At 42.0% G+C, this 21876-nt stretch carries 18 protein-coding genes and 1 pseudogene; 13 read left to right on the top strand and 6 right to left on the bottom strand.

Annotation, left to right across the window (positions count from 1 at the left end; translation table 11 throughout):
• Positions 1-24 precede the first annotated feature (24 nt).
• From AC27EF_RS04955 to AC27EF_RS04920, 8 genes are all read left to right on the top strand, one after another.
• Positions 25-2856: a PAS domain-containing hybrid sensor histidine kinase/response regulator gene (locus AC27EF_RS04955; protein ID WP_487109314.1), complete on the top strand. Its 2832-nt coding sequence runs from the start codon at positions 25-27 to the stop codon at positions 2854-2856.
• Positions 2857-2896: 40 nt separating this feature from the next.
• Entirely contained in the window at positions 2897-5530 is a 2634-nt protein-coding gene (locus AC27EF_RS04950) for a sigma 54-interacting transcriptional regulator (protein ID WP_487109312.1), read from the top strand.
• Between the two features lie 181 nt (positions 5531-5711).
• A complete protein-coding gene (locus tag AC27EF_RS04945; protein WP_487109310.1) occupies positions 5712-6134 on the top strand; it encodes a PTS sugar transporter subunit IIA in 423 nt (140 codons plus the stop codon).
• Positions 6121-6597: a PTS sugar transporter subunit IIB gene (locus AC27EF_RS04940; protein ID WP_487109308.1), complete on the top strand. Its 477-nt coding sequence runs from the start codon at positions 6121-6123 to the stop codon at positions 6595-6597. Before AC27EF_RS04945 ends, AC27EF_RS04940 begins: the two co-directional genes overlap by 14 nt.
• A gap of 16 nt (positions 6598-6613) precedes the next feature.
• Positions 6614-7369 carry a PTS mannose/fructose/sorbose/N-acetylgalactosamine transporter subunit IIC gene (locus AC27EF_RS04935; protein WP_487109306.1) on the top strand — a complete coding sequence of 252 codons (756 nt, stop codon included), beginning with the start codon at positions 6614-6616 and terminating at the stop codon, positions 7367-7369.
• A gap of 1 nt (position 7370) precedes the next feature.
• Positions 7371-8192 (top strand): PTS system mannose/fructose/sorbose family transporter subunit IID, encoded by an 822-nt coding sequence (locus AC27EF_RS04930; protein WP_487109304.1) that lies wholly within the window; start codon positions 7371-7373, stop codon positions 8190-8192.
• 32 nt (positions 8193-8224) lie between these two features.
• Positions 8225-9241, top strand: a complete 1017-nt coding sequence (locus AC27EF_RS04925) for a Gfo/Idh/MocA family protein (RefSeq protein ID WP_487109302.1) — start codon at positions 8225-8227, stop codon at positions 9239-9241.
• A 364-nt stretch (positions 9242-9605) separates the two neighbouring features.
• Positions 9606-10409: a MerR family transcriptional regulator gene (locus AC27EF_RS04920; RefSeq protein ID WP_487109300.1), complete on the top strand. Its 804-nt coding sequence runs from the start codon at positions 9606-9608 to the stop codon at positions 10407-10409.
• A 92-nt stretch (positions 10410-10501) separates the two neighbouring features.
• On the opposite strand, the gene AC27EF_RS04915 is transcribed toward AC27EF_RS04920, so the two are convergent.
• A complete protein-coding gene (locus tag AC27EF_RS04915; RefSeq protein ID WP_487109298.1) occupies positions 10502-11575 on the bottom strand; it encodes a 6-phosphofructokinase in 1074 nt (357 codons plus the stop codon).
• Between the two features lie 596 nt (positions 11576-12171).
• Here AC27EF_RS04915 and ileS point away from each other — a divergent pair.
• Positions 12172-15330 carry an isoleucine--tRNA ligase gene (ileS, locus tag AC27EF_RS04910; protein WP_487109296.1) on the top strand — a complete coding sequence of 1053 codons (3159 nt, stop codon included), beginning with the start codon at positions 12172-12174 and terminating at the stop codon, positions 15328-15330.
• A 259-nt stretch (positions 15331-15589) separates the two neighbouring features.
• Here the strand turns inward: ileS and AC27EF_RS04905 are convergent, their stop codons facing one another.
• Entirely contained in the window at positions 15590-15736 is a 147-nt protein-coding gene (locus tag AC27EF_RS04905) for a linear amide C-N hydrolase (protein WP_487109425.1), read from the bottom strand.
• Between AC27EF_RS04905 and AC27EF_RS04900 the strand changes: the two genes are divergently transcribed.
• A complete protein-coding gene (locus AC27EF_RS04900) occupies positions 15685-15930 on the top strand; it encodes a hypothetical protein (protein ID WP_487109430.1) in 246 nt (81 codons plus the stop codon). The genes AC27EF_RS04905 and AC27EF_RS04900 overlap by 52 nt on opposite strands.
• On the opposite strand, the pseudogene AC27EF_RS04895 reads toward AC27EF_RS04900, so the two are convergent.
• Positions 15831-16109, bottom strand: a pseudogene (locus AC27EF_RS04895) (linear amide C-N hydrolase); the annotation flags it as partial. The gene AC27EF_RS04900 and the pseudogene AC27EF_RS04895 sit on opposite strands and share 100 nt — an antisense overlap.
• Before the next feature lie 139 nt (positions 16110-16248).
• Here AC27EF_RS04895 and pyk point away from each other — a divergent pair.
• Positions 16249-17295 (top strand): pyruvate kinase, encoded by a 1047-nt coding sequence (gene pyk, locus AC27EF_RS04890; protein WP_487109294.1) that lies wholly within the window; start codon positions 16249-16251, stop codon positions 17293-17295.
• A gap of 76 nt (positions 17296-17371) precedes the next feature.
• On the opposite strand, the gene AC27EF_RS04885 is transcribed toward pyk, so the two are convergent.
• From AC27EF_RS04885 to AC27EF_RS04875, 3 genes are all read right to left on the bottom strand, one after another.
• The gene (locus AC27EF_RS04885) at positions 17372-18253 is read right to left on the bottom strand and encodes a Cof-type HAD-IIB family hydrolase (RefSeq protein WP_487109292.1); all 882 of its coding nucleotides are present in this window, start codon (positions 18251-18253) and stop codon (positions 17372-17374) included.
• A 123-nt stretch (positions 18254-18376) separates the two neighbouring features.
• Positions 18377-19300: an HAD family hydrolase gene (locus AC27EF_RS04880; RefSeq protein WP_487109290.1), complete on the bottom strand. Its 924-nt coding sequence runs from the start codon at positions 19298-19300 to the stop codon at positions 18377-18379.
• A gap of 108 nt (positions 19301-19408) precedes the next feature.
• Entirely contained in the window at positions 19409-20287 is an 879-nt protein-coding gene (locus tag AC27EF_RS04875; protein WP_487109288.1) for an HAD-IIB family hydrolase, read from the bottom strand.
• A 156-nt stretch (positions 20288-20443) separates the two neighbouring features.
• Here AC27EF_RS04875 and nth point away from each other — a divergent pair, with 156 nt between their 5' ends.
• Entirely contained in the window at positions 20444-21094 is a 651-nt protein-coding gene (nth, locus tag AC27EF_RS04870; protein WP_487109286.1) for an endonuclease III, read from the top strand.
• 3 nt (positions 21095-21097) lie between these two features.
• Positions 21098-21805, top strand: a complete 708-nt coding sequence (locus AC27EF_RS04865) for a 3'-5' exonuclease (protein ID WP_487109284.1) — start codon at positions 21098-21100, stop codon at positions 21803-21805.
• The last annotated feature ends 71 nt before the right edge of the window (positions 21806-21876 follow it).

The raw sequence follows: 21876 nt of genomic DNA, 5'->3' as shown, positions 1-21876 counted from the left end.
GGGAAGCCAGAAGGGAAACACGGAATGGAAATTAAGAAGTTGGACAAACCAGAAGAAACTTATCAGAGATTAAGAGATGTGGATGAAAGGTTCTATATCAGCATGAAAGCCTTTCAGATTGCCGCCAAGGAATCCGGGAGTCTCGTATTTACTTATGATGTTGAAAAACAGGAAATTTTTGTAGACGAGCAGACTGCGCAGGCTTTTGGAGTTTCAACGGTACAGGCAGGAATTCCTTATGATATGGTGCGCCGCGGAATTGTAACCGAAGACACAAAGGATATCTATATTCAGATCCATGAGGCGATGATGCGCGGAGAGAAAGAAGCCGGAGGCATTGTGAAGCTGGTGCAGGCGGATGGCAGTATTTCGGTCCAGGATTTAAAAATGCAGGCAATTCTAAATAAGGATGGAACTCCAACTCAAATTGCGGTTGGAGTATACCGGGAAATCACAAAACGGTATATGAAAGAATTAAATCAACAGCGGTATCAGCAGGTGATCCTTTCTTCTCAGATGTATACGTTTCAATATGATGCGCTTCAAGACCGGTTTCTTGTTTTTGCGCCGTCAAAAAACGGAACAGAAGAACAGTGTGAAGATTTTGAAAACTTTTTGGAGCGAATTTCCACTGCTGACGTCTGCCCTAAAAAAGACCAGATGATATTACATGAGTTTTTTCAAAACGGTTCCAAGCAGATGGTACAGGTGCAAATGAAGAATGTACATAATCAACAGATGCGCTGGTATGGAATCAGCGGTTCCGTTGTGAAAGAAAACGGCCGGGTGCAAAGTGTTTTTGGGTCAATCTATGATATTACCGATTTAAAGGATCAGGAAATTGCATATCAAAAATTAGAAAGAGTTCTCGGCAGCCTGAAAAATGAATATATCGGAATTTTTGAAATTAATTTTTTAAGTGGACAGTACACAACGCTTTCTTATGATCCAGCTCCATCTTATGAGATTCCGGTCCAGGGATTATACAGCGAGCTGTTAAGAAAGGCGAAGGAAGAGTTGGTTGCGCCGGAATATGCAGAGGAATTTCAGGAGTTTTGTGATATAAAGTATTTGCAGGAAAGATTGAAAACGGAACGCAGAGTAGAATATGAGTTTATGACCTGCGGCAAAAAAAGAAAGTGGCAAAGAAGTACTTTTCAGGTTTCAGAATTTAAAGATGGCATTCCGGTGCGGGTGGTTTTATTTCAGTCGGATATTGATCGGCAAAAGGCGGAGCGGCTGATGCAGCAGCAGGCGCTCAGGGAGGCATACCAGCTGGCGGAACAGGCAAGTTCTGCAAAAACGGATTTTCTGTCCAGAATGAGTCACGACATTCGGACGCCAATGAATGCAATTATCGGAATGACTGCAATTGCAGGGGCAAATTTAGGAGAACCAGATCGTGTCAAAGAATGTCTGGAAAAAATTACGGCGGCGTCCAGACATTTATTGGGATTAATCAATGAAGTCCTGGATATGAGCAAAATTGAATCTGAAAATATAAAGCTGCAGGAGGAAAAGTTCCATCTTGCAGATTTGATGGATGATATGATTACGATGATTCTTCCGCAAATCCAGGGCAAACATCATGACCTGAAAATTGATATCACAGACTTAAATCACGAACACGTGATAGGTGATAGTGTAAGAATTCAGCAGATTTTTGTAAATCTCATTTCCAATGCAATCAAATATACTCCCGATGGGGGAGAAATTAAAATTTCCGTGAAGGAGCGTCTGACTCGGATGAAGCATTACGGAGAATATGAGATTTGCTTTGAAGATAATGGAATCGGAATGAGTGAAGAATTTCAGGAAATTTTATTTGAACCCTTTACGAGAGCAGAAGATCATCGTTTGGAAAATGTGACAGGGACTGGATTAGGTATGGCAATCACAAAAAATTTAGTTCATTTGATGAATGGAAATATTTATGTGGAATCGAAATTGGGAAAAGGGTCTAAATTTACAGTTATTCTTCATCTAAAGATTCAGGAACGGGAAGAAAGAGAGCTTTATCAATGGAAAGATCTTCCTGTTTTGGTGGTAGACAACGATCGAGATGTCTGTATGTGTACCTGTGAGGTCTTGCGAAGTCTTGGAATGCAGGGAGAATGGTGTCAGACCGGAGAAGAAGCTGTAACAAAGGTGTTGTTCAGGAAAAAGCAAAAGGAGAATTATTTTGCAGTAATTTTGGATTGGAAAATGCCGGGAATGGATGGAATTGCAACGGCAAAAGAAATCCGAAAACAGGCGGGAGAAAAGATTCCGATTATTTTCCTGACGGCTTATGACTGGAGCGAAATTGAATCTGAAGCAAGAGCGGCGGGGGTGTCGAAATTTCTTACAAAACCACTGTTTAAAAGCCGATTGGTAACGAGCTTTCTTGAGATTTCAAATCCTGAAAAAGTCGAAATGGAAGATCGGCAGGAGCCGTTGTTTCATTGGGAGAACGACTATAAGGGATGCCGTTTGCTCTTGGCAGAAGACAATGAATTAAATGCAGAGATTGCAATGGAAATTTTTAAAACACTCGGTGCGCATACCGATTGGGTTCAGAATGGGGAAGCAGCTGTAAAGATGATAAGGGAATCGAAAGAAAATGAGTATGATATGATTTTTATGGATATTCAAATGCCGATTATGAACGGCTATCAGGCGGCAAAGGAAATTCGGTGCTTGCAGCGGGAGGACGTGGAGAAGCTTCCCATTGTCGCTATGACGGCAAATGCGTTTGCGGAGGATGTTAAAAATGCAAGGGCGGCGGGGATGAACGATCATATACCAAAGCCGATTGATTTCATGCAGTTGAATAAAATTATGCAGACATATTTAAAAAAGAAAGCGGCCAATTGAGTTTCAAAATGCGGGGAAAAGCGAAGGAGGAAGAGAGATCGTGGCAAAGCAGAGCAATAGAGAAAGAATTTTACAGCTTCTACACGAGAATGATCAAAAAAGAACTGCGGAAGAGATAGCACAAAATCTTGGAATTCAGAGGAATACAGCAAGTGGAATTTTAAATGATCTGGCACGAGAGGGAAAGGTGTGGAAAGAAAAGACCAGACCGGTCCGGTTTTCTTTGCAGCAAAATCGAAGTCGGCAAATCAACGACCCGTTCTACGGACTGATCGGGGCGGATCAGAGTTTAAAGGACGCGGTAGAAAAATGCAAACTGTCCGCCGCATATCCCAAGAGAGGGATGCCGATCTTGATTTTCGGAGACAGCGGCGTCGGAAAGAGTCTTTTGGCAGAGTATATTTACAAATACGCGAAATTTATCGGAGCAATTCCAAAGGATGCGCCGTTTGTTGTATTGAACTGTGCAGATTATGCCAACAATAAAGAACTGCTTTCTTCGGTGTTATTCGGATATAAAAAAGGAACGTTTACCGGAGCAAATAAGGATACAAAAGGGCTGATTGAAGAGGCTGATTCCGGATATTTATTTTTGGATGAGGTTCATCGTCTGTCCCCGGAAGGGCAGGAAAAATTATTTCGTTATATGGATAAGGGAATCGTATCAAGAATGGGGGACAGCGGACAAAACGTCCAATTAAATGTCCGGCTGATTTTTGCGACCACAGAGGGAAGAGAGACGATGCTGGGAACTTTTTTAAGAAGAATTCCGGTGGATGTGACGCTGCCGACGTTTCAGGAACGGACTTTGGAGGAAAAGTACCAGTTGATTTTGTTTTTGATTCATCAGGAGGCAGTGACAATGAACTGCCATTTTTCGGTCAGCAGCAATGTGCTGAATCGGGTGCTGACGTTTCAGGGACAGGGAAATATCGGAACTTTAAAGAATATTCTTCGGTTGACTTGCGCAAAAGCTTATAATGAAAAAAAGCCGGGAGAGGAGAAGATTCCGGTGCGTCTCAGTCATTTATCACAGACACAGTTTTTCCGTGAAGGAAATGAATTTATACCCTATGTAAATCAAAGCATTGAGATCTCCCCGACACAAAATAGCGGCGTAAAATTATCAGCCTGTGAGCAGAGTGAAATTGACTTTTCAGATGAAATTGTTGTCAGTATGGTCGCAAAATATTTAAAAAAGGACGTCTCCACAGGGAAATTCCGCCAGACCATTTATAATGAAGTAAACCGCGTTTCTGATCTGGTCATCAGTCAGGAGATTCATCCCTATATTGAGAATTTGTATAGTCAGGCGATCAACAAGATTTTAATTTACCTGCGGGATAATTATGGATTGAAACATAATGGAGTGATGGAGATGGTATTTGTAAAGCTTCTTTATGTTTTGAATAATCAGGACCGCAGCCTGGATGATAAGAAATATGAAAAAATCGCAGAACAGCTGCAGACAGTCATGTATCGAAGTTATAAAATGGGACTGATTTTTTATGAATTAATTCATCAGGCAGTAGATTATGAGACAAATCCATGGTTTGTGAGAGTGTTTTCAACCCTGTATTTTTACAGCATTGCCCGGGATGATATGGATTATACCAATGCGATTATTGTCTCTCACGGTCCGGCAACTGCCTCCAGTATTGCCAGTACAGTGAACAAGGTGTTTGAAACCTATGTGTTTGAAGCGTTCGATATGACCTATGACACTCCAAAAAAAGAAGTTGCAGCCAGAATTAAAACGTATCTGAAAAATACAAATACCTCTAAGGGGCTTTTGATTTTTGTAGATATGGGCTCTTTGCTGGATATTTCCGAAGATTTAAAAGATGCAGTGGAGGGGGATCTTGGGATTGTCAATAATATTACAACAGAAATGGCGCTGGAGGCGGCAGAGAGGATTCTTGCACATGAAGATCTTCAGGATCTTATGGACAAGATTTTAGAACACCATGTGACCAAGAAGTGTTACATTCCAAGCAGACAAAAAGCCAAGGCGATTGTTTTGTGCTGTACAACGGGGCTTGGAACTACAAATAAGATGAAGATCCTTCTGGAAGAATGCCTGGAGGGCATGGAGATCAGTGTAGCAGAGATTCCGTATGCAGAGCTGAAAGAAAAAGGGAGTCACTGCGAGGTGTTCTGCAAATATGATGTACAGTTTGTCGTCACGACAACAAAGCTGGAATTAGGCGGTATGATGACACTGATGTTGAATGAGCTGATTGATGAACGTGGAGAGAAGGTCATATATTCTACAATAGGAAAATACTTTGAGAAAGAAAAAATACAGCATTTTATAGAGAATATCGTCAGGAGTTTTACCATTCGGAATTTAATCGGGCAATTAACCATTCTAAATCCTGATAAAATTATGGCGGACGTGGAAGATGTGGTGGCAAGGCTTGAAATTTTAGAGGGAACCCACTACCCAATGGACTTAAGAAAGATGTTGTATATCCATATGTGTGTAATGGTGGAGCGTTTAATTTTAGAAAAAGGACAGCTTTCAGATTCAGAGTTGACACAAGAGATAAAGTGTCGGGAAAGTTTTGTAAAAAACCTGAAAGAAAGCTTTTCTGTCATAGAACACAAGTATAATGTGTCGATGAACGATCGGGAAATCTTAATGATTTATCATTTGGCAGAAAATATTTAAAAAATAAAAATGCGAAAAAAGCTTGAATTTATGCGAAAAAAGCAGATTCAAGCTTTTTTTATTTGAAATAAAAATGAAAAAGTGGCACGGCTTTTGCTTTATTAATAAGCGAGGACACAAAAGATCTTAAATTTAAGACTGTGTACACAAATAAAGAATTTCTAAATGAAAAGGAGGAACAATGGTCGGATTAGTAATTGCGACTCACAGCAATGTCAGTGAAGAGCTGATGAAAGCGGCGGAAATGTTTTCGGGACCGCTGAATCAATGCCGGGCGTGGACCCTGAATCCGGGAGATGATATTGAGCAGGGGGAAAAGCTGATGGAACAATATGTTGATGAGCTGGATACAGGTGATGGCGTTCTGGTAATGGCAGATCTTTTTGGAGGGACCCCTTCCAATTTATCATTGAAAATTGCAGTGAGAAAAAATGTAGAAACATTGACGGGAGTGAATCTTCAAATGATGATTCAGTTTATTACAGAGAGGGAAGACAAAACTTTAGACCAGTTAATTGAAAGCTGCAGAGATGCCGGAAAAGTAGGAATTGTGAGCCCAACAAAGATTATGAAGGAACGGAGGAAAACAAATGGCGGAAATTAAATTGGTAAGAGTTGATTATCGACTGATTCACGGACAGGTTGTAGCGCGCTGGCTGAAAGTAAGCCCGGTAAGAAGAATTGTATTGGTAGATGATGTTCTTGGAAATGACGAGTTCATGAGTGACATTTATAAAATGGCAGTTCCAAAGGGAACGGCAGTTGATATTGTGACCATTGACAGGGCGAAAGAAGTTTTAGATCAGACGGACGACACGGTATTTTTAATTTTTAAAGACATTGAAACGTGTAAGAAGCTCATGGAAAAAGGAATTGAAATTCCGGCAGTGAATGTAGGGGCGGTTCCAAATGAAGCAGGAAGAAAGCTGATTACAACCGGGGTTGCAATTTCAAAAGAGGAATTAGACATTTTAGAGGAAATTCAGGGAAAAGGAGTGGAAGTTACGGTTCAGCCGATGCCTGAGATTTCAGCTCTGAACTTTGAGACCGTCAAACGAAAAATGTAGAAGGGGGTAAAAATATATGAATACTGTAGTTATTGCAATTGTTATGGGAATTATGTACTGGTGGTGCCGGGGAATGATCTTATCTTATTTTGGATTTCTGTTCATTTCCAGTCCGGTAACGGTTGGTCTGGTAGCAGGACTTTTGATGGGACAGCCAATGGAAGGTTTGGTAATCGGCGGTGGAATTGCGCTGGTATTTGCCGGAATTTTTGCTCCGGGCGCCAATCTTCCGACAGACGAATGTCTGGCGGCAACTTGTGTAATTCCGATTGCCATTGGTTCCGGAATGAGCGCTACCACTGCGATTGCGCTGGCGGTACCGGTTGGACTTCTGGGTTCTTTTGTAACAAACCTAAGAAAAGTAATCAATACCTATTTTGTCAGCAAAGCCAATGCACATGCGGAGAAAGGCGAGGCAGAAGCAATTTGGAGATGTGCAACACTTTATCCGGCGCTTTTAGCGCTTCCATTATTGTTCCTTCCGGTATTTATCATTAATATGGTAGGACAGGATGTTGTAGTCAATGTTATGAACGCCCTTCCAAAGTTTGTAACACATGGACTTGAGGTTGCGGGAGGTGTTCTTCCGGCGTTGGGATTTGCCTTAATTATGAATATGATCGGAAAGAACAAACTGATTCCATATGTATTCTTAGGATATATTGTGGTTGCTGTCGGAGGAGTCAATTCACTGACTGCCGGTATCATCGCAATTTGTATTGCATTTATCACTGTATTCCAGAAAAGAGAAATGGCAGAGGAGGTAGAATAATATGAGTAACGAAACAAACACAAAGGAAAATAGTGTGCTGACTCAGAAGGATTTAAACAAAGCGATGTTCCGCTGGTATATGTCAGCCGAAATGCCTCTGAATTTTGAAAATATGCAGGGCATTGCATTTTGCGGAAGTATTTCACATATATTAAAGAAATTATATACTACGAAAGAGGATCTGGCGGATGCTTTAAAGCGTCATTTACTTCTCTATAACTGCAATGTAACAGCAGGAGGATTAATTCTCGGGACAACCATAGCCATGGAGGAACAGAGAGCACAGGATCCGTCCAGAATGCCGGCGGAGGCTATTACAGGATTAAAGACAGGATTAATGGGACCGGTAGCGGCGCTTGGAGACAGTTTTGACTGGGGAATTATCGGAACGTTAATGAAAATTGCGGCTGCAACGCTGGCTGCGGCAGGAAATCCTTTGGCGTTGGTGGTGCTTCTGCTATTTGTAGGGTACTGTATCGGAGAGCTGATTTTAACAACCAATATGACCTATAAAAAAGGTCGTGAGTCTATTAAATCCATTATGGGATCCGGACTGATGCAGGATGTAATTTCCGGCGCAAATGTACTGGCAATGTTTATGATGGGGGCAATGACCGCGTCTATGGTAACACTGAAAACAACATTAAAAATCAGTACCGTAAATGTGCAGGAAAAATTAGATTCCATCTTCCCGAACATTTTCCCTCTGATCGTATTGTTCTTAATTTACTGGCTGGTAAGAAATAAAAAAGTAGGAACCGGAAAGATTGTTTTAGGAATTATTGCAGTTTCCATTGTATTTGCGTTCTTTGGTATCTTTTAGGATAGAGTTAAGTGATAGAAGGAGATTTTAAAATGAAAGTTATGAATGTGGCAGTTGTCGGAGCAGGAATTTATGGAATCAATCATGTGAATGCGTATACATGGAATCCAAATACAAATCTGGTTGCGGTTTGTGATCTGAACAAAGAAATTACAGATAAAATTGCACAGGAGTACAACGTAAAAACATATAATGATGTAGATGAAATGTTGGATCATGAGGATATTGATGCCGTTTCCATTGCAACACCGGATGCATTTCATATGGCTCCGGCGCTTTCTGCAATTCGTCATGGGAAACCGATTTTGGTGGAGAAGCCGCTGGCAACAACTTCTGAGGATGCAAAGAAAATTCTGGAAGAAGCAGAAAAATATCATGTGCGGGTTGCGGTAGATTATCATAAAAGATGGGACCCGGCAGCAATCAATGTAAGAAATGAAGTTATGAAGGAAGCGTCCGGAGCGCCGATCAGAGGCTACATGAGTATGGATGATATTATTGATGTGCCGACAGAATGGTTTAACTGGGCGGACAAATCAAGTCCGGTACATTTCCTCGGAACCCATTGCTATGATCAGATCCGTTGGTATATGGGATGTGAAGTTGAAGAAGTATATGCAGTGGGAAGCAAAAGACTGTTAAAGAGCAAGGGAATTGACACCTACGACTCTATTCAGGCAACGTTAAAGATGGAAAACGGATGCTATTGGACTGTGGAGAACTCTTGGATTCTTCCGAAAGGATTTGCAAAAAACAACGATGGAAGAACACAGATTCTCTGTGAAAATGCAATGTTCCGTATTGATTCACAGAACCGGGGCGTTGAAATGTTTAATGATCAGAAACAGCGCACACCGAACTCTTATTTTATTTTGAATAATAACGGAAGACCAAGTGGATTCGGAATTGAGCCAATCAACGATTTTATCTATTGTTTACAGAATGATTTGCCGTTTATCGCGGATGGAAATGATGGATTACAGGCAGAATTAATTGCAGAGGCAGTTCATGAAAGTCTGGAAAAAGGCGAGGCAGTAAAATTGAGATAGGACGTCTGATCAGGCAGAAAAAAATATTGTTCAGCAAATGAGATACTCCTCCTTGGAAAAGACAGTTGAGGGAATAAAACTGTTTGTTTCAAGGAGGTGTATTTTTTATGGGATAGGAAATTCACCCCGATTTCCTATCCCATAAAAACGCTTCCCAGGATGCGTGCGATTTTACATGCTGTAAAAATAGCTTTCAAAAATCCAACATGTTTTTAACGTTCGCAGGGCGGAAAGTAAAACTCTGTCTGGGGGTATTTTATGCCGAAGAAAGAAAAATATCGTTTGGCGCTTGACTCCCCCCTGAGGTCAGACCTTATACTAGATTTAGATTCGGATCAAAGAAGAGAAAGAAGGAGACGAAAAGATGATTTCCATTGGAAAATTTTCAAAAATATGTCAGGTGACAGTGAAGACATTATATTACTATGATAAGATCAATCTGTTAAAACCGGTTTATACGGAACCGCAGAACGGCTATCGTTATTATAGTGAAGAACAAATGCAGAAAATGCTGCTGATTCAACGACTAAAGCGGTATGGATTTTCTTTGGAAGAAGTCAAATCATTTCTGGAGGAAACAGATCAGGAAGAGCTCTTTTTAAAATTACAGAAACAACGAGAAAAAATTAAGAAGAAAAAACTGGAAATGGAGATTGTGATAGGTGAATTAACATCGCATCTTTATAATTTTGAAAGGACAGGTGATTTGATGGCGTATCAAAAAGGCTATGAAATTCAGGTAAAAGAAACTCCGGCAAGAAATGTTCTTGCCTGCCGTAAGATGATGGGAGTGGATGAGTTTGGGAAATATTATAGTACTTTATATGAGCGAGTGCCAAAAGAACGGGTGACTCCCGATGGCCTGGTGGGGGCAGTTTACTATGATCAGGAATTTCATCATGAATGCAGCGATATTGAGCTCATTGTCGGGATTCGTGAAAAAGACAAAGCAGATAAAATTCTGGATGCCGGACAGTGTGCCGTGACGGTGCATAAAGGACCATATTCTTCTCTCTCTGATGCTTATGGGGCATTGACAGCATGGATTGCAGAAAATGGGTATGAGTGGAATGGAGCGCCCTTTGAATTTTATACAAAATCTCAATTTGACAGCTTATCTCCGGAAGAATGGGAGACAGAAGTTTATTTCCCGATTAAATTGAAGTAATATTTTAGAAGTGTTGTATTTGAATTTTTTTCAAGGGTCTGTCGCACTGAAAGTTAGTGCCGCAGACCCTTGATTTTGTGACAGGAAGGGAATCAGTCTCCGAAACTGATTCCCATCCTTCTTGCCTCTTGAATCAGTTTACAGTTTGGGTCCACATATTTTAATTTCCCGGCAACTTCTTCCAGAGGAACTTTTTGTGTATCTCCATTTTTGATGGCAATCATATAGCCGTATTCTTTCTTTAAAATTAATTTTGCCGCTGCGGCTCCGACTCTGCTTGCAATGACTCTGTCATATGCACAGGGAGATCCGCCTCGTTGTGTATGACCCGGAACGGTGACTCGGACTTCCTTTTCAAGCTTTTCTTCGATTTCCGCTGCAATTTGGTAAGCAATGGACGGATATTTCCGCTCTGCGAGCTTTGCTTTGTACTGTTTTTTCTTTAACAAAGCATCTTCTTTGGAAATAGCACCTTCGGCAACCGCAAGAATTGTAAATGATTTTCCGGCGTCTGTTCGCTTCTTTATGACTTCGGCAACATTATCTATATCATAAGGAATTTCCGGAAGCAAAATCACATCAGCTCCGCCTGCGATTCCGGCCTGAAGAGTTACATGCCCCACTTTGTGTCCCATAACCTCAATGATAAAGACCCGGCTGTGGGAAGAGGCTGTCGTATGAATCCGATCAATGGTATCTGTGGCAATATCTACAGCGCTCTGGAATCCGAAGGTCATATCGGTGCCCCATAAATCATTATCAATGGTCTTAGGAAGTGTGATCACATTCAGTCCTTCTTCACGGAGAAGGTTGGCTGTCTTGTGGGTTCCGTTTCCACCCAAAATAATCAGGCAGTCAAGGTTATATTTTGCATAGTTTTGCTTCATTGCCTCAACCTTATCCAAACCGTTTTCGTCTGGAATCCGCATTCGCTTAAAAGGTTGTCTGGATGTTCCGAGAATTGTACCGCCGCGGGTGAGAATTCCCGAAAAATCATCTGGTGTCATTGGCTTTGCATTTCCATAAATTAATCCTTTATAGCCATCTTGAAATCCATAGATTTCAAGATCATCTCTTGTTGAGCTCAATCCTTTGATGACGCCGCGCATCGCAGCATTCAGCGCCTGGCAGTCGCCGCCGCTTGTTAATAATCCAATTCGCAACATGGACGTTGTACCTCCAAATCTTTTGATTTTGTTAAAGTATCCTTATCGGATAAAAACTATTCTATATTTTATCACAAAAAGGAAAAAGAAAATAGAAGACTAGGTAAAGAAAATGTAAAAAATGACAACCATCAAAAGTTTTTCAAATCCATATTGACGAAACCGTTGGCGGAGTGTTAATATAAATCCATATAGAAAAGCGATGATGGAGACAGTATTTATATTTTGAAAATATGAGCGAGTCCGGGACGGTGTGAGCCGGATATGAGTAAGGTATAGAGAAAATCACTCCGAAGCTGCAGGCTGAAGAAAGTAAGCTGTGCCGGTATCCTCCGTTAATGGGATAACATATGATAGTATGTGAAATAGGTGGTAGTAAGCAACGGTGTTGTCCTATTTTGGGACAGCGCCTTTTTTGTGATAGCGATGAGCCAAAGTCCGGGCTTGCCCGAGACCTTGGCGACCGCTTACAATCCCGGAATGTGCCTTTTGGCACTTCCGGTGATTATGCTATCGGGAAGTTCTCACTTACCTATAGCATAAACGCTCCGCACATTGGCGGGTCTGATATTAGTTTTATAGAAGGAGAATGAATCATGTATCAAAAAGTGTCTTCTGATCTGAATTTTGTAGATCGTGAAAAAGAAACCGTGAAATTTTGGAAGGAACATCAGATTTTTGAAAAGAGTATTGAAGAACGCAAGGATGATCCGACTTACACATTTTATGACGGACCGCCGACTGCCAATGGAAAGCCTCATATCGGGCATGTGCTGACGCGTGTCATTAAAGATATGATCCCGCGCTATCAGACGATGAAAGGTCATAAAATTATTCGTAAGGCGGGCTGGGATACCCACGGTTTGCCGGTAGAGCTGGAAGTAGAAAAACTGCTGGGGCTGGATGGAAAAGAACAGATTGAGGAATATGGCATGGAGCCGTTTATCAAGAAATGTAAGGAAAGTGTCTGGAAATACAAGGGGATGTGGGAAGACTTTTCCAATACCGTTGGATTCTGGGCAGATATGGATGATCCATATGTAACTTACGACAACAATTTTATTGAGTCTGTCTGGTGGGCATTGAAACAGATTTGGGATAAGGGGCTCCTGTATAAAGGATTTAAAATTGTACCTTACTGCCCTCGCTGCGGAACCCCGCTGTCTGCTCAGGAAGTGGCACAGGGATATAAGGATGTAAAAGAGCGTTCTGCAATCGTGCGTTTTAAAGTGGCGGATGAAGATGCTTATTTCTTAGCATGGACCACAACACCGTGGACCTTGCCGTCGAATATTGGACTTTGTGTGAATCCACAGGAGGTTTATGCGAAAGTAAAGGCGGCAGACGGACATGTTTACTATTTGGCAGAAGCACTGCTGGATACGGTTCTTGGCAGACTGGCAGATGAGGAAGCGGGAATTGCCGCTTATGAAGTTTTGGAAACTTATAAAGGAAAAGACTTGGAATATAAAGCGTATGAACCACTCTATGACTGCGCCGCAAAAGTGGCTGAAAAGCAACGCAAAAAAGCCTTTTATGTAACCTGTGACGGATACGTGACATTAACCGATGGTACGGGAATTGTTCATATTGCGCCGGCATTCGGTGAGGATGACGCGAAGGTCGGGCGAAAATACGATATGCCGTTTGTACAGCTGGTCGATGAAAGTGGAAATATGTCATCGGAAACTCCGTTTGCAGGGCTGTTTGTGAAAAAGGCAGATCCGGAAGTATTAAAAGATTTGGAGTCCAGAGGATTGTTATATGATGCTCCAAAATTTGAGCACAGTTACCCACACTGCTGGCGCTGTGATACACCATTGATTTATTATGCAAGAGAATCATGGTTTATTAAAATGACAGAGGTCAAGGAGGACTTAATTGCCAATAATCATACAGTAAACTGGGTGCCGGAAAATATTGGGAAAGGCCGTTTTGGAGACTGGCTGGAAAATGTACAGGATTGGGGAATTTCCAGAAACCGTTACTGGGGAACTCCTTTGAATATCTGGGAGTGTGATGAGTGTGGGCACCAGCATTCGATTGGTTCCATCGAAGAATTAAAGAGTATGTCCGATAATTGTCCGGAAGAAATTGAACTGCATCGCCCGTATATTGATCAAGTAACCTTAAAGTGTCCGCATTGCGGAAAGCCGATGCATCGGGTAGAAGAAGTCATCGACTGCTGGTTTGATTCCGGATCCATGCCGTTTGCACAGTGGCATTATCCATTTGAGAATAAAGAAATTTTTGAGGATAATTTCCCTGCCAACTTTATTTCAGAGGCAGTGGATCAGACGCGGGGATGGTTTTATTCTTTGATGGCAATTTCAACGCTGTTGTTTAACAAAGCGCCATATAAAAATGTCGTCGTATTAGGACATGTGCAGGACGAAAACGGGCAGAAAATGAGTAAGTCCAAAGGAAATGCCGTGGATCCGTTCGAGGCTTTGGAAGAGCATGGCGCAGATGCAATCCGGTGGTATTTCTATACCAACAGCGCACCATGGCTTCCGAATCGTTTCCATGCAAAAGCGGTGACAGAAGGACAGCGTAAATTTATGGGAACGCTGTGGAATACCTACGCATTTTATGTGCTGTATGCAGAAATTGATCAGTTTGATCCGACAAAATATGAATTAAAGTACGATCAGTTATCCGTAATGGATAAATGGCTGTTGTCCAAGATGAATACGATGGTTAAATCCGTGGATGAAAACCTGGGAGATTACCGGATTCCGGAAGCTGCCAGAGCGCTGCAGGAGTTTGTCGATGATATGAGCAACTGGTATGTCAGACGATGCCGGGACCGTTTCTGGGCAAAAGGAATGGAGCAGGATAAAATCAACGCCTATATGACACTTTATACTGCGCTGGTGACAGTATGTAAGGCAGCTGCACCAATGGTTCCGTTTATGACCGAAGAAATTTATCAAAATCTTGTAAAGAGTGTTGATGCCTGCGCACCGGAAAGTATCCATTTATGTGATTTCCCTGTGTACTGCAGTGAACAGGTTGACGAGACATTAGAAGCAGATATGGATATGGTATTAAAGATCGTTGTGTTGGGACGTGCTTGCCGGAACGGCGCGGCAATTAAAAACCGCCAGCCGATCGGTCAGATGTATGTGAAAGCAGACAGAGAGCTTCCGGAGTATGATCAGGAGATTATTTTAGATGAGTTAAATGTCAAAGCGCTGACATTTACCGACGATGTTTCTGAATTTACAACCTACAATTTTAAACCACAGTTAAAGACCGTGGGACCGAAATATGGAAAGCTGGTCGGAGGAATCAGAAATTATCTTGCCAATGTCGACGGAAATACGGCCAAATCAGAACTGGATTCCAAGGGCGTTTTGGCATTTGAAATGGATGGAACACCTGTGGAATTGGCAGAAGAAGACCTTTTGATTGAGATGGTGAAGCAGGAAGGCTTTGTAACCGAAGCAGATCATGGCGTAACGGTTGTTTTGGATACGAATCTGACACCGGAACTGTTAGAAGAAGGGTTTGTTCGTGAGATTGTCAGCAAAGTCCAGTCTATGAGAAAAGAGGCGGGATTTGAAGTGACGGACCATATAACACTTTCCTATGAGGGAAGCGAGAAGGCAGAAAAAGTAATCGAACAAAATGAGGCTGTCATTGCCGGAGATGTTCTTGCCGATGAAGTAAAAGCAGGAGAAAGCAGCGGATATTCAAAAGAATGGAAAATTAATGGAGAGAATGTGACTCTGGGAGTAGAAAAAAGATAGCGGCAAAAGATCGGGTCCGCTGTCAGCTTCCTTTGTCTTTAGAGCATGAAAAGAGCCGTCCGAAATGGACGGCTCGAAATTTTACAGGCAAAAAACAGGGGAACTGCGATTTCCGGCGAAGCTCTGTGAATTTATCAGTGTTCTGAAGAGATTAGTTTTCCAAGAGAATGAATCTGAGCTCTCAAAGCGCTGTGCGGCGGAAAAGAGACATGGAGGATTTGGCTGTTATCATAAGTTCCGTAAAAGTAAGACGGATGCGTTAGATGAAAGCGGTATATTGTGTGTAATCTGAAGTTTCTCGCTGCGCCATAACGACACCCTTTGGAATGCTGAGATTTTCCATAATGTGAAAGCATGCAGATAAAGCTTCGGACGGTTGTTCTGGAAAGAAGGTATGGCTTTTCAAATATGCGCGGCGTACAAATCTGGAAGGTGGGAAAAAAATCAGGGCTGTTTGATAAAATTCCAATTGAATTTTCGAGAATATGCAGACCGTCCTGCGTTTTTTCAATGGTCATGCAGCGCCCGCTGGAGTCTCCGATGATCCAGTGTAAAGGAGCGACGGAATCGGTAACAGGATTTTTGAAACCAACGATTTGAATTTGATGGAGAAGCGAGTGACCGATTCCCAGTACAGAATATCGCTGCGTGATCTTATGTGAGCCAGAGTGAAGAGACCATTTGCATTCTCGGGGAACTAGAAAAAACTCAGGGTCGAGAGGATAAGAATAATCCATGGTTCTTCCGAAGAAGATGTTGTCGGACTGAGAGGTTGTCATCATTGCAGTACACATAATGCGACTCCTTTTACGGGTTCTTATTAATATATGCAGAAAAATAGGAATTGACGAGAAAATGACGGTGGAGTACAGTAAAAATAACGCATGCCCCTCAGGGGACAGGAGATGGGAGGACAATATGGAGTATTATGGGACGCTTGGACCGGCATGCTGCAGGCAGGATACCTTAAAAAAGATGCTGGAAAACGGTATGACCGGAATTCGTCTGAATTTATCACATACTTCTCTAAAGGAGAGTGCATTGTGGATTCAAAATTATTTTCGCGCTGCGCGTGAGGTGAACTGTAAGCCCAGGTTTATGATAGATTTGATGGGACCGGAACTGCGGATCGGTAAGTTGAAAAAAGAGCTGGAGCTGAAAAAGGGGCAGCAGTTGATTCTTGGGGAAGAAGGAATTCCGATGCCAAAAGAAGCGCTTTTAAAATTATCGCCGGGACAGTTGATTTTATTGGATGACGGGAAGATTCAAATGACCGTGCAGAAGACGGGATGCGATGGTAGATGGGGTGCCAGGGTGCTTCGGGGAGGGAAGCTGACTTCCAAAAAAAGCATTGCGCTGCCGGGATGTCACGTAGAGACACCCGTCTTAACAAAACAAGATTTTTGCAATCTGTCGGATGCGGTAAAATATGGAGTGACGGATGTTATGCTGCCATTTGTGCGAAATGCACAGGATTTGATTTGTCTTCGGGAGACACTTCGGTCTTTGGGGTGCGGGAGGCTTCGAGTGTTTGCAAAAATAGAGAATATACAGGGTGTTCGGCATTTGGAAGAGCTGATTCCTCACTGTGATTATATGGTAGTTGCCCGAGGAGATTTGGGAAATGCCGTTCCCCTGTCGAAGCTTCCGTGTGTTCAGGATTATATTGCGGAGGTTTGCAGAAATGGCAGCCGAAAATTTTTAATCGTAACTCAGATGTTAAATTCGATGATGGAGCATCCGTATCCTACAAGAGCAGAGGTCAGTGATATTTATCATGCGGTAAAACAGGGGGCATCTGCGGTGATGCTGACCGGCGAAACGGCGCAGGGGAAATATCCGGCAGAGGCAATCAAGGTTCTCAGGGAAACGGGAGAAAGTGCTCAGGGATACTTAAGAGAAAAAAATTGGATGCAGGAATTTATTGAGGAAAATACGGAAAGTTCTGTCGGGGAAGACAGGTGAAAACGATTAAAAGGAGTCAACGATAAGTTTGACTCCTTTTGGTTTCTTGTAATATGGGAAAGTTTTGAATATTTGTTTATAATTTAAAGTTTTCGCGGTCTGCAAGAATACAACTGATAATATATGCAATGCCATCTCGTGTGTTGGCACGGGTTTGATAGACGCAAATATTGCGGATGGCATCGGAGGCATTTTCCATAGCAACGGAATGAATTCCCGGAATCGAAAGCATGGAATAGTCATTTTCACTGTCTCCGATGGCGACCATTTCTTCCGGGCGATATCCGAATTGTTTGGCATATTGTAAAAGAGCAATTCCCTTCTGTGCATCTTCGGAGGTAATTTCAATATCCGTGGAAACTGTGGATACCACTGCGAGACCGGGGATATTTTCCAATTCGGCGCGGAGCGCTTTGAGTGTTTCAACTTCTGTGGAGTTGGACGTTATTTTTAAAATACGATGAGAACTTTCAAGCAGTGTGTCTTCTCCATCCACATAAATAACCTCGTCAATGAGATGACGGAATTCTTCTTCGGTATATTTAAAATCTGGATGATTGATCTGAATTGCCGGAACCAAAACCTCACGTGTGTATGTTTCCCGTTCTTCTTGCGGAAGCAGAGAAATGCGGCCGTCTTTTGTAAAAATAGAAGGGACCATACCGAAACGTCGGAATGTATCGAAGATTTTTCGGACAGTCTCCTTTGGGATTGTGTGTTCAAACAATAGATGACCGGATTTATCAAAACCACAGGAGCCATTGCAGCAAATCATATCGCATTTCAGTCCGGCTTCTTTTAAAATGCCGACAACATTTGGGTATTCACGACCGGTATTGATAATAAATTCAATGCCATTTTCCTGAAGTTTGCGGATGGCGTCAACATTTACCTTTGTAATCTGGCGATAGCTGTCAAGCAGCGTGCCATCCATGTCCGATGAAATTAAACGTATCATATAGAAACAACCTCCTTTGGGATTGCGGTCATATTTGCCGCATAACAAGTCTATATTTATAGTACCATATTTTCAAAGAAAACATCAATAAAAAGTGGAGGAATCAAAAATAAGACCAGTGAATTAACTGAGATCGGACAGGAGAGAAAGTGGTGAGCGAGAATACTTGGTTTCGTAAAAACAGCGCTCATAAAGAAGAGATTCCATCAGTGCGGCAACTCCATCCTGATCGTTGGAGGGGGCAATAGTAGAGCATACATTTTTAATCTTTGCCGGAGCATTTGCCATTGCAGCAGTGATTCCAAGATCCAATGACAGCATTGACAAGTCATTTTCACTATCACCCACAGCCAGAATTTCAGAGGGAAGTATGGATTTTGTCTGTGCATATTGAAGCAGAGCATAACCTTTCTGAGCTCTGGCGTGCGTGACTTCAAGGTTTGTTGGGGCAGTGGAAGCGATATGAAGATCAGTTAAGGTTTCGATTTCTTTTCTGAGGTATTGTATTTTATCGGGGCTGATAAAAGTCGTAGAAATCTTATAAATGGGGGTTTCACTGCCCAGCAGGCTCTGCATGTCTGTAAAGTAGCGGACATGGGAAGCCATATCATCAAAATCTGCCTGTGTTTTGAAATAGACTTTATTTTCAAGCTTTGCTGCAGGCAAGACATGGTGATTGTAATAGGAGAGCAGGTGCTCTGGAGTGGAAATTGAAGATTTTCCATACTCGGTTGAAATATCGGCAAAGGCATCATGATGTGCAAAGATTTCAAGAATTGCCTGAGCGGTGCTTTTCGGAATTGGGAACATATGATAAGGATTTCCAAGACGATCGTAAGTGCACGCTCCATTGCAGCAGATCATGTCACAACAAATGGATGCTGCGAGGAGCTCGGATTTGGCGCTTTGATATTCGCGCCCTGTATTTACAATGAATTCCATGCCGCTTTGCTGGATTTTTCGGATGGTGTCTGCGGTGCGTTTTGTAATATATCCTGCGCTGTTGAGCAATGTGCCGTCCATATCGGATGCGATAAAACGAATCATAAGAAATCCTCCTTTTTGAATGGAATATAGCGGACAAATCCGTATTTCTTCTTATATCTCCCAATGATAAGCATAGTCTAGCATTCAAATAAGAAGTTTTGATGAGGATTATGTTAAAGATTTGTTATATAAAACCTGCTCCAGAACAAGCGCAGCGCCATCCTCCGCATTGGAGGAGGTGTGATGGAGACAAATTTCCTGAATCAAAGGGTCTGCGTTGCCCATTGCCACACTTTCTACATATGGAAGCGCCAGCATAGAATAATCGTTTTTACTATCGCCGATGACTAAGGTATTCTTTAACGAAAAATGTTCTGTCTTGGCATAGAATTTTAATGCTGCGCCTTTTAATGCCTCCACGGATGTTACGTCAATTCGGCAGCTGTCATATCCAGAGACTGCAAATTCCGGAACCTGCAGATGCAGTTCTTTTGTTAAAGCAGAGAGTTTTTCCTGGTCTTTAGAGTGAGAAGAAATTTTAATAATCTCGGTATGCTCCTGAAAAAGCCGGTTTGCAGTATCATAAAATTGTGCTTGAGACATTCGGCGGCTGATCCACTCGGAGACAGATAACGGGGAGTGCTGTTCCTTCATCAGGAGAGGAGCTGCCTCTTGCTTTAAATAGTTATAATAACCTTGTGTGGAGCCCAAAATACAGAGTCCTTCGGTGCTCTGGATCTCATAAAATGTACGGTATTTTCCAAAAAGCCGAAGCATTTCCGGAACGGATTTCAGCGGAAGGTAAGCGGCATGATATTTTTCTCCATTGGCGTGGAAGATGCAGGCACCGCCACAGCAGGCAATGTCGCAGCAGATTTTTGCTGAATCCAGAATCGTTCGTGCTTCGGAATAATCCAATTCCGTGTTCACCAGAAGACGGATTCCTTTTTGCTGAATTTGCTGAATTGCCTGGATTGTCCGACGGGATAATTGCCGTTTTTCATTTAATAGTGTTCCGTCTAGATCTGAAACGATAAAATGGATCATTTTGTATCCTCCTTGTGAGACAAACTTTCCGATAGTTTGAATGAGTATATAAGTGTATGGTACCATAAAAGGGTCGAAAAATATAGGAAAAACTCTCTTGAGCGCAGATCAGGCATTGTGTATAATAAGTAGATAAACGTGTAAGGAGTTTTTACTATGGCGAAAGTGTCAAAGCGGATTACGAAAGCAAGGGTTCAGAAAATCTGTGACCTGTTAAATGATACCTACTCAAAGGAATATAAGTGCTACTTAAACTATGAAACACCGTGGCAGCTGTTATTTGCCACAATGCTCAGTGCGCAATGTACCGATGAGAGGGTAAATCAGGTAACCAAAACGCTGTTTGTAAAGTATCCGGATCTCGGCTCCTTTGCCCGGGCAGACCAGAAGCAGATGGAACGGGACATTTATTCCACAGGATTTTATAAAAACAAGGCAAAAAATTTAATTGCGTGCGCCAATCAATTATTGGATCAATACCAAGGAGAGGTTCCCAAAGATCTTGATGCGCTGACAGGTCTTGCCGGCGTCGGGAGAAAGACTGCCAATGTGATACGAGGAAATATTTTTCACGAACCGAGTATTGTGGTGGATACTCATGTAAAAAGAATTTCCAGACTGTTATATCTGACAAAGAATGAAGATCCGGTGAAAATTGAACAGGATCTCATGAAAATTTTGCCCGAAGAGCAGTGGATTCTTTACAACATTCAGATAATTACACACGGAAGAAAAATTTGTATAGCAAGGAGACCAAAGTGTGCGGAATGCACATTGCAGTCTGTTTGTCCATCTTGTGAGGTTTAACAAATGAGAGAATATGTTGCATTTGATTTGGAAACAACAGGGTTATCACCGGAACATGATCAGATCATAGAGATTGGAGCTGTGAAAATTAAAGATACCAGAATTATAGGAAAATACAACTGTATTTTGTATCCGGAAGTTCCGGTAAGTAATTTTATTATGGAGCTTACAGGGATCAATCGAGAGATGCTGGATCAGGGGATACCGCTGCGGGAAGGCGTAGAGGGATTCTTAAATTTTTGTGATTCGTTTCCGGTACTTGGACATAACGTTCAATTCGACTATCGTTTTATGAAAACGGCAGCAGATTCTTTTTCCTTTTCTTTTGAAAAAAACGGGGTGGATACTTTGACGGCAGCAAAAAGACTTCTGAAACAGCTTCCGAATAAGAAGCTGGAGACGCTTTGTTCTCATTATCACTACATAAACCAGGCTGCCCACAGGGCTTATGATGACGCATTGGCGACGGCAGTGGTTTTTGAACAAATGAAAAAAGAATTTCCGCAAGAGCAGGATGTATTTTTACCGAGGCAGCTTCAATATCGTGTGCGAAAAGAGCGGCCGATGACAGAAAAACAAAAACGCTACTTGAAGGAACTGATGAAATATCATACAATAAAGGATAACGTAAATGTAGATACGATGACTCAGAGTGAGGCATCGAAAAAAATTGACAGTATTATACGAAATTATGGGGTGATGAAGAAATGAAGAAACGAAAATTGATAGTAACAATTATGGCGTTGGTTTTAATTATTGTGATGGTTGGTACGACAGTGGTC

It is taken from the genome of Anaerostipes stercorihominis, from assembly GCF_057535655.1.
Note: the sequence above shows the minus strand (reverse complement) of the source record. Positions and strands in the feature narration are given on the sequence as shown.

Excerpts from the sequence above, each read along its gene's own strand:
- AC27EF_RS04955 (WP_487109314.1), top strand. The coding sequence starts at position 25 with ATGGAAATTAAGAAGTTGGACAAACCAGAAGAAACTTATCAGAGATTA.
- AC27EF_RS04945 (WP_487109310.1), top strand. The coding sequence starts at position 5,712 with ATGGTCGGATTAGTAATTGCGACTCACAGCAATGTCAGTGAAGAGCTG.
- AC27EF_RS04940 (WP_487109308.1), top strand. The coding sequence starts at position 6,121 with ATGGCGGAAATTAAATTGGTAAGAGTTGATTATCGACTGATTCACGGA.
- AC27EF_RS04935 (WP_487109306.1), top strand. The coding sequence starts at position 6,614 with ATGAATACTGTAGTTATTGCAATTGTTATGGGAATTATGTACTGGTGG.
- AC27EF_RS04930 (WP_487109304.1), top strand. The coding sequence starts at position 7,371 with ATGAGTAACGAAACAAACACAAAGGAAAATAGTGTGCTGACTCAGAAG.
- AC27EF_RS04925 (WP_487109302.1), top strand. The coding sequence starts at position 8,225 with ATGAAAGTTATGAATGTGGCAGTTGTCGGAGCAGGAATTTATGGAATC.
- AC27EF_RS04920 (WP_487109300.1), top strand. The coding sequence starts at position 9,606 with ATGATTTCCATTGGAAAATTTTCAAAAATATGTCAGGTGACAGTGAAG.
- AC27EF_RS04915 (WP_487109298.1), bottom strand. The coding sequence starts at position 11,575 with ATGTTGCGAATTGGATTATTAACAAGCGGCGGCGACTGCCAGGCGCTG.
- ileS (WP_487109296.1), top strand. The coding sequence starts at position 12,172 with ATGTATCAAAAAGTGTCTTCTGATCTGAATTTTGTAGATCGTGAAAAA.
- AC27EF_RS04900 (WP_487109430.1), top strand. The coding sequence starts at position 15,685 with ATGCAGATAAAGCTTCGGACGGTTGTTCTGGAAAGAAGGTATGGCTTT.
- pyk (WP_487109294.1), top strand. The coding sequence starts at position 16,249 with ATGGAGTATTATGGGACGCTTGGACCGGCATGCTGCAGGCAGGATACC.
- AC27EF_RS04885 (WP_487109292.1), bottom strand. The coding sequence starts at position 18,253 with ATGATACGTTTAATTTCATCGGACATGGATGGCACGCTGCTTGACAGC.
- AC27EF_RS04880 (WP_487109290.1), bottom strand. The coding sequence starts at position 19,300 with ATGATTCGTTTTATCGCATCCGATATGGACGGCACATTGCTCAACAGC.
- AC27EF_RS04875 (WP_487109288.1), bottom strand. The coding sequence starts at position 20,287 with ATGATCCATTTTATCGTTTCAGATCTAGACGGAACACTATTAAATGAA.
- nth (WP_487109286.1), top strand. The coding sequence starts at position 20,444 with ATGGCGAAAGTGTCAAAGCGGATTACGAAAGCAAGGGTTCAGAAAATC.
- AC27EF_RS04865 (WP_487109284.1), top strand. The coding sequence starts at position 21,098 with ATGAGAGAATATGTTGCATTTGATTTGGAAACAACAGGGTTATCACCG.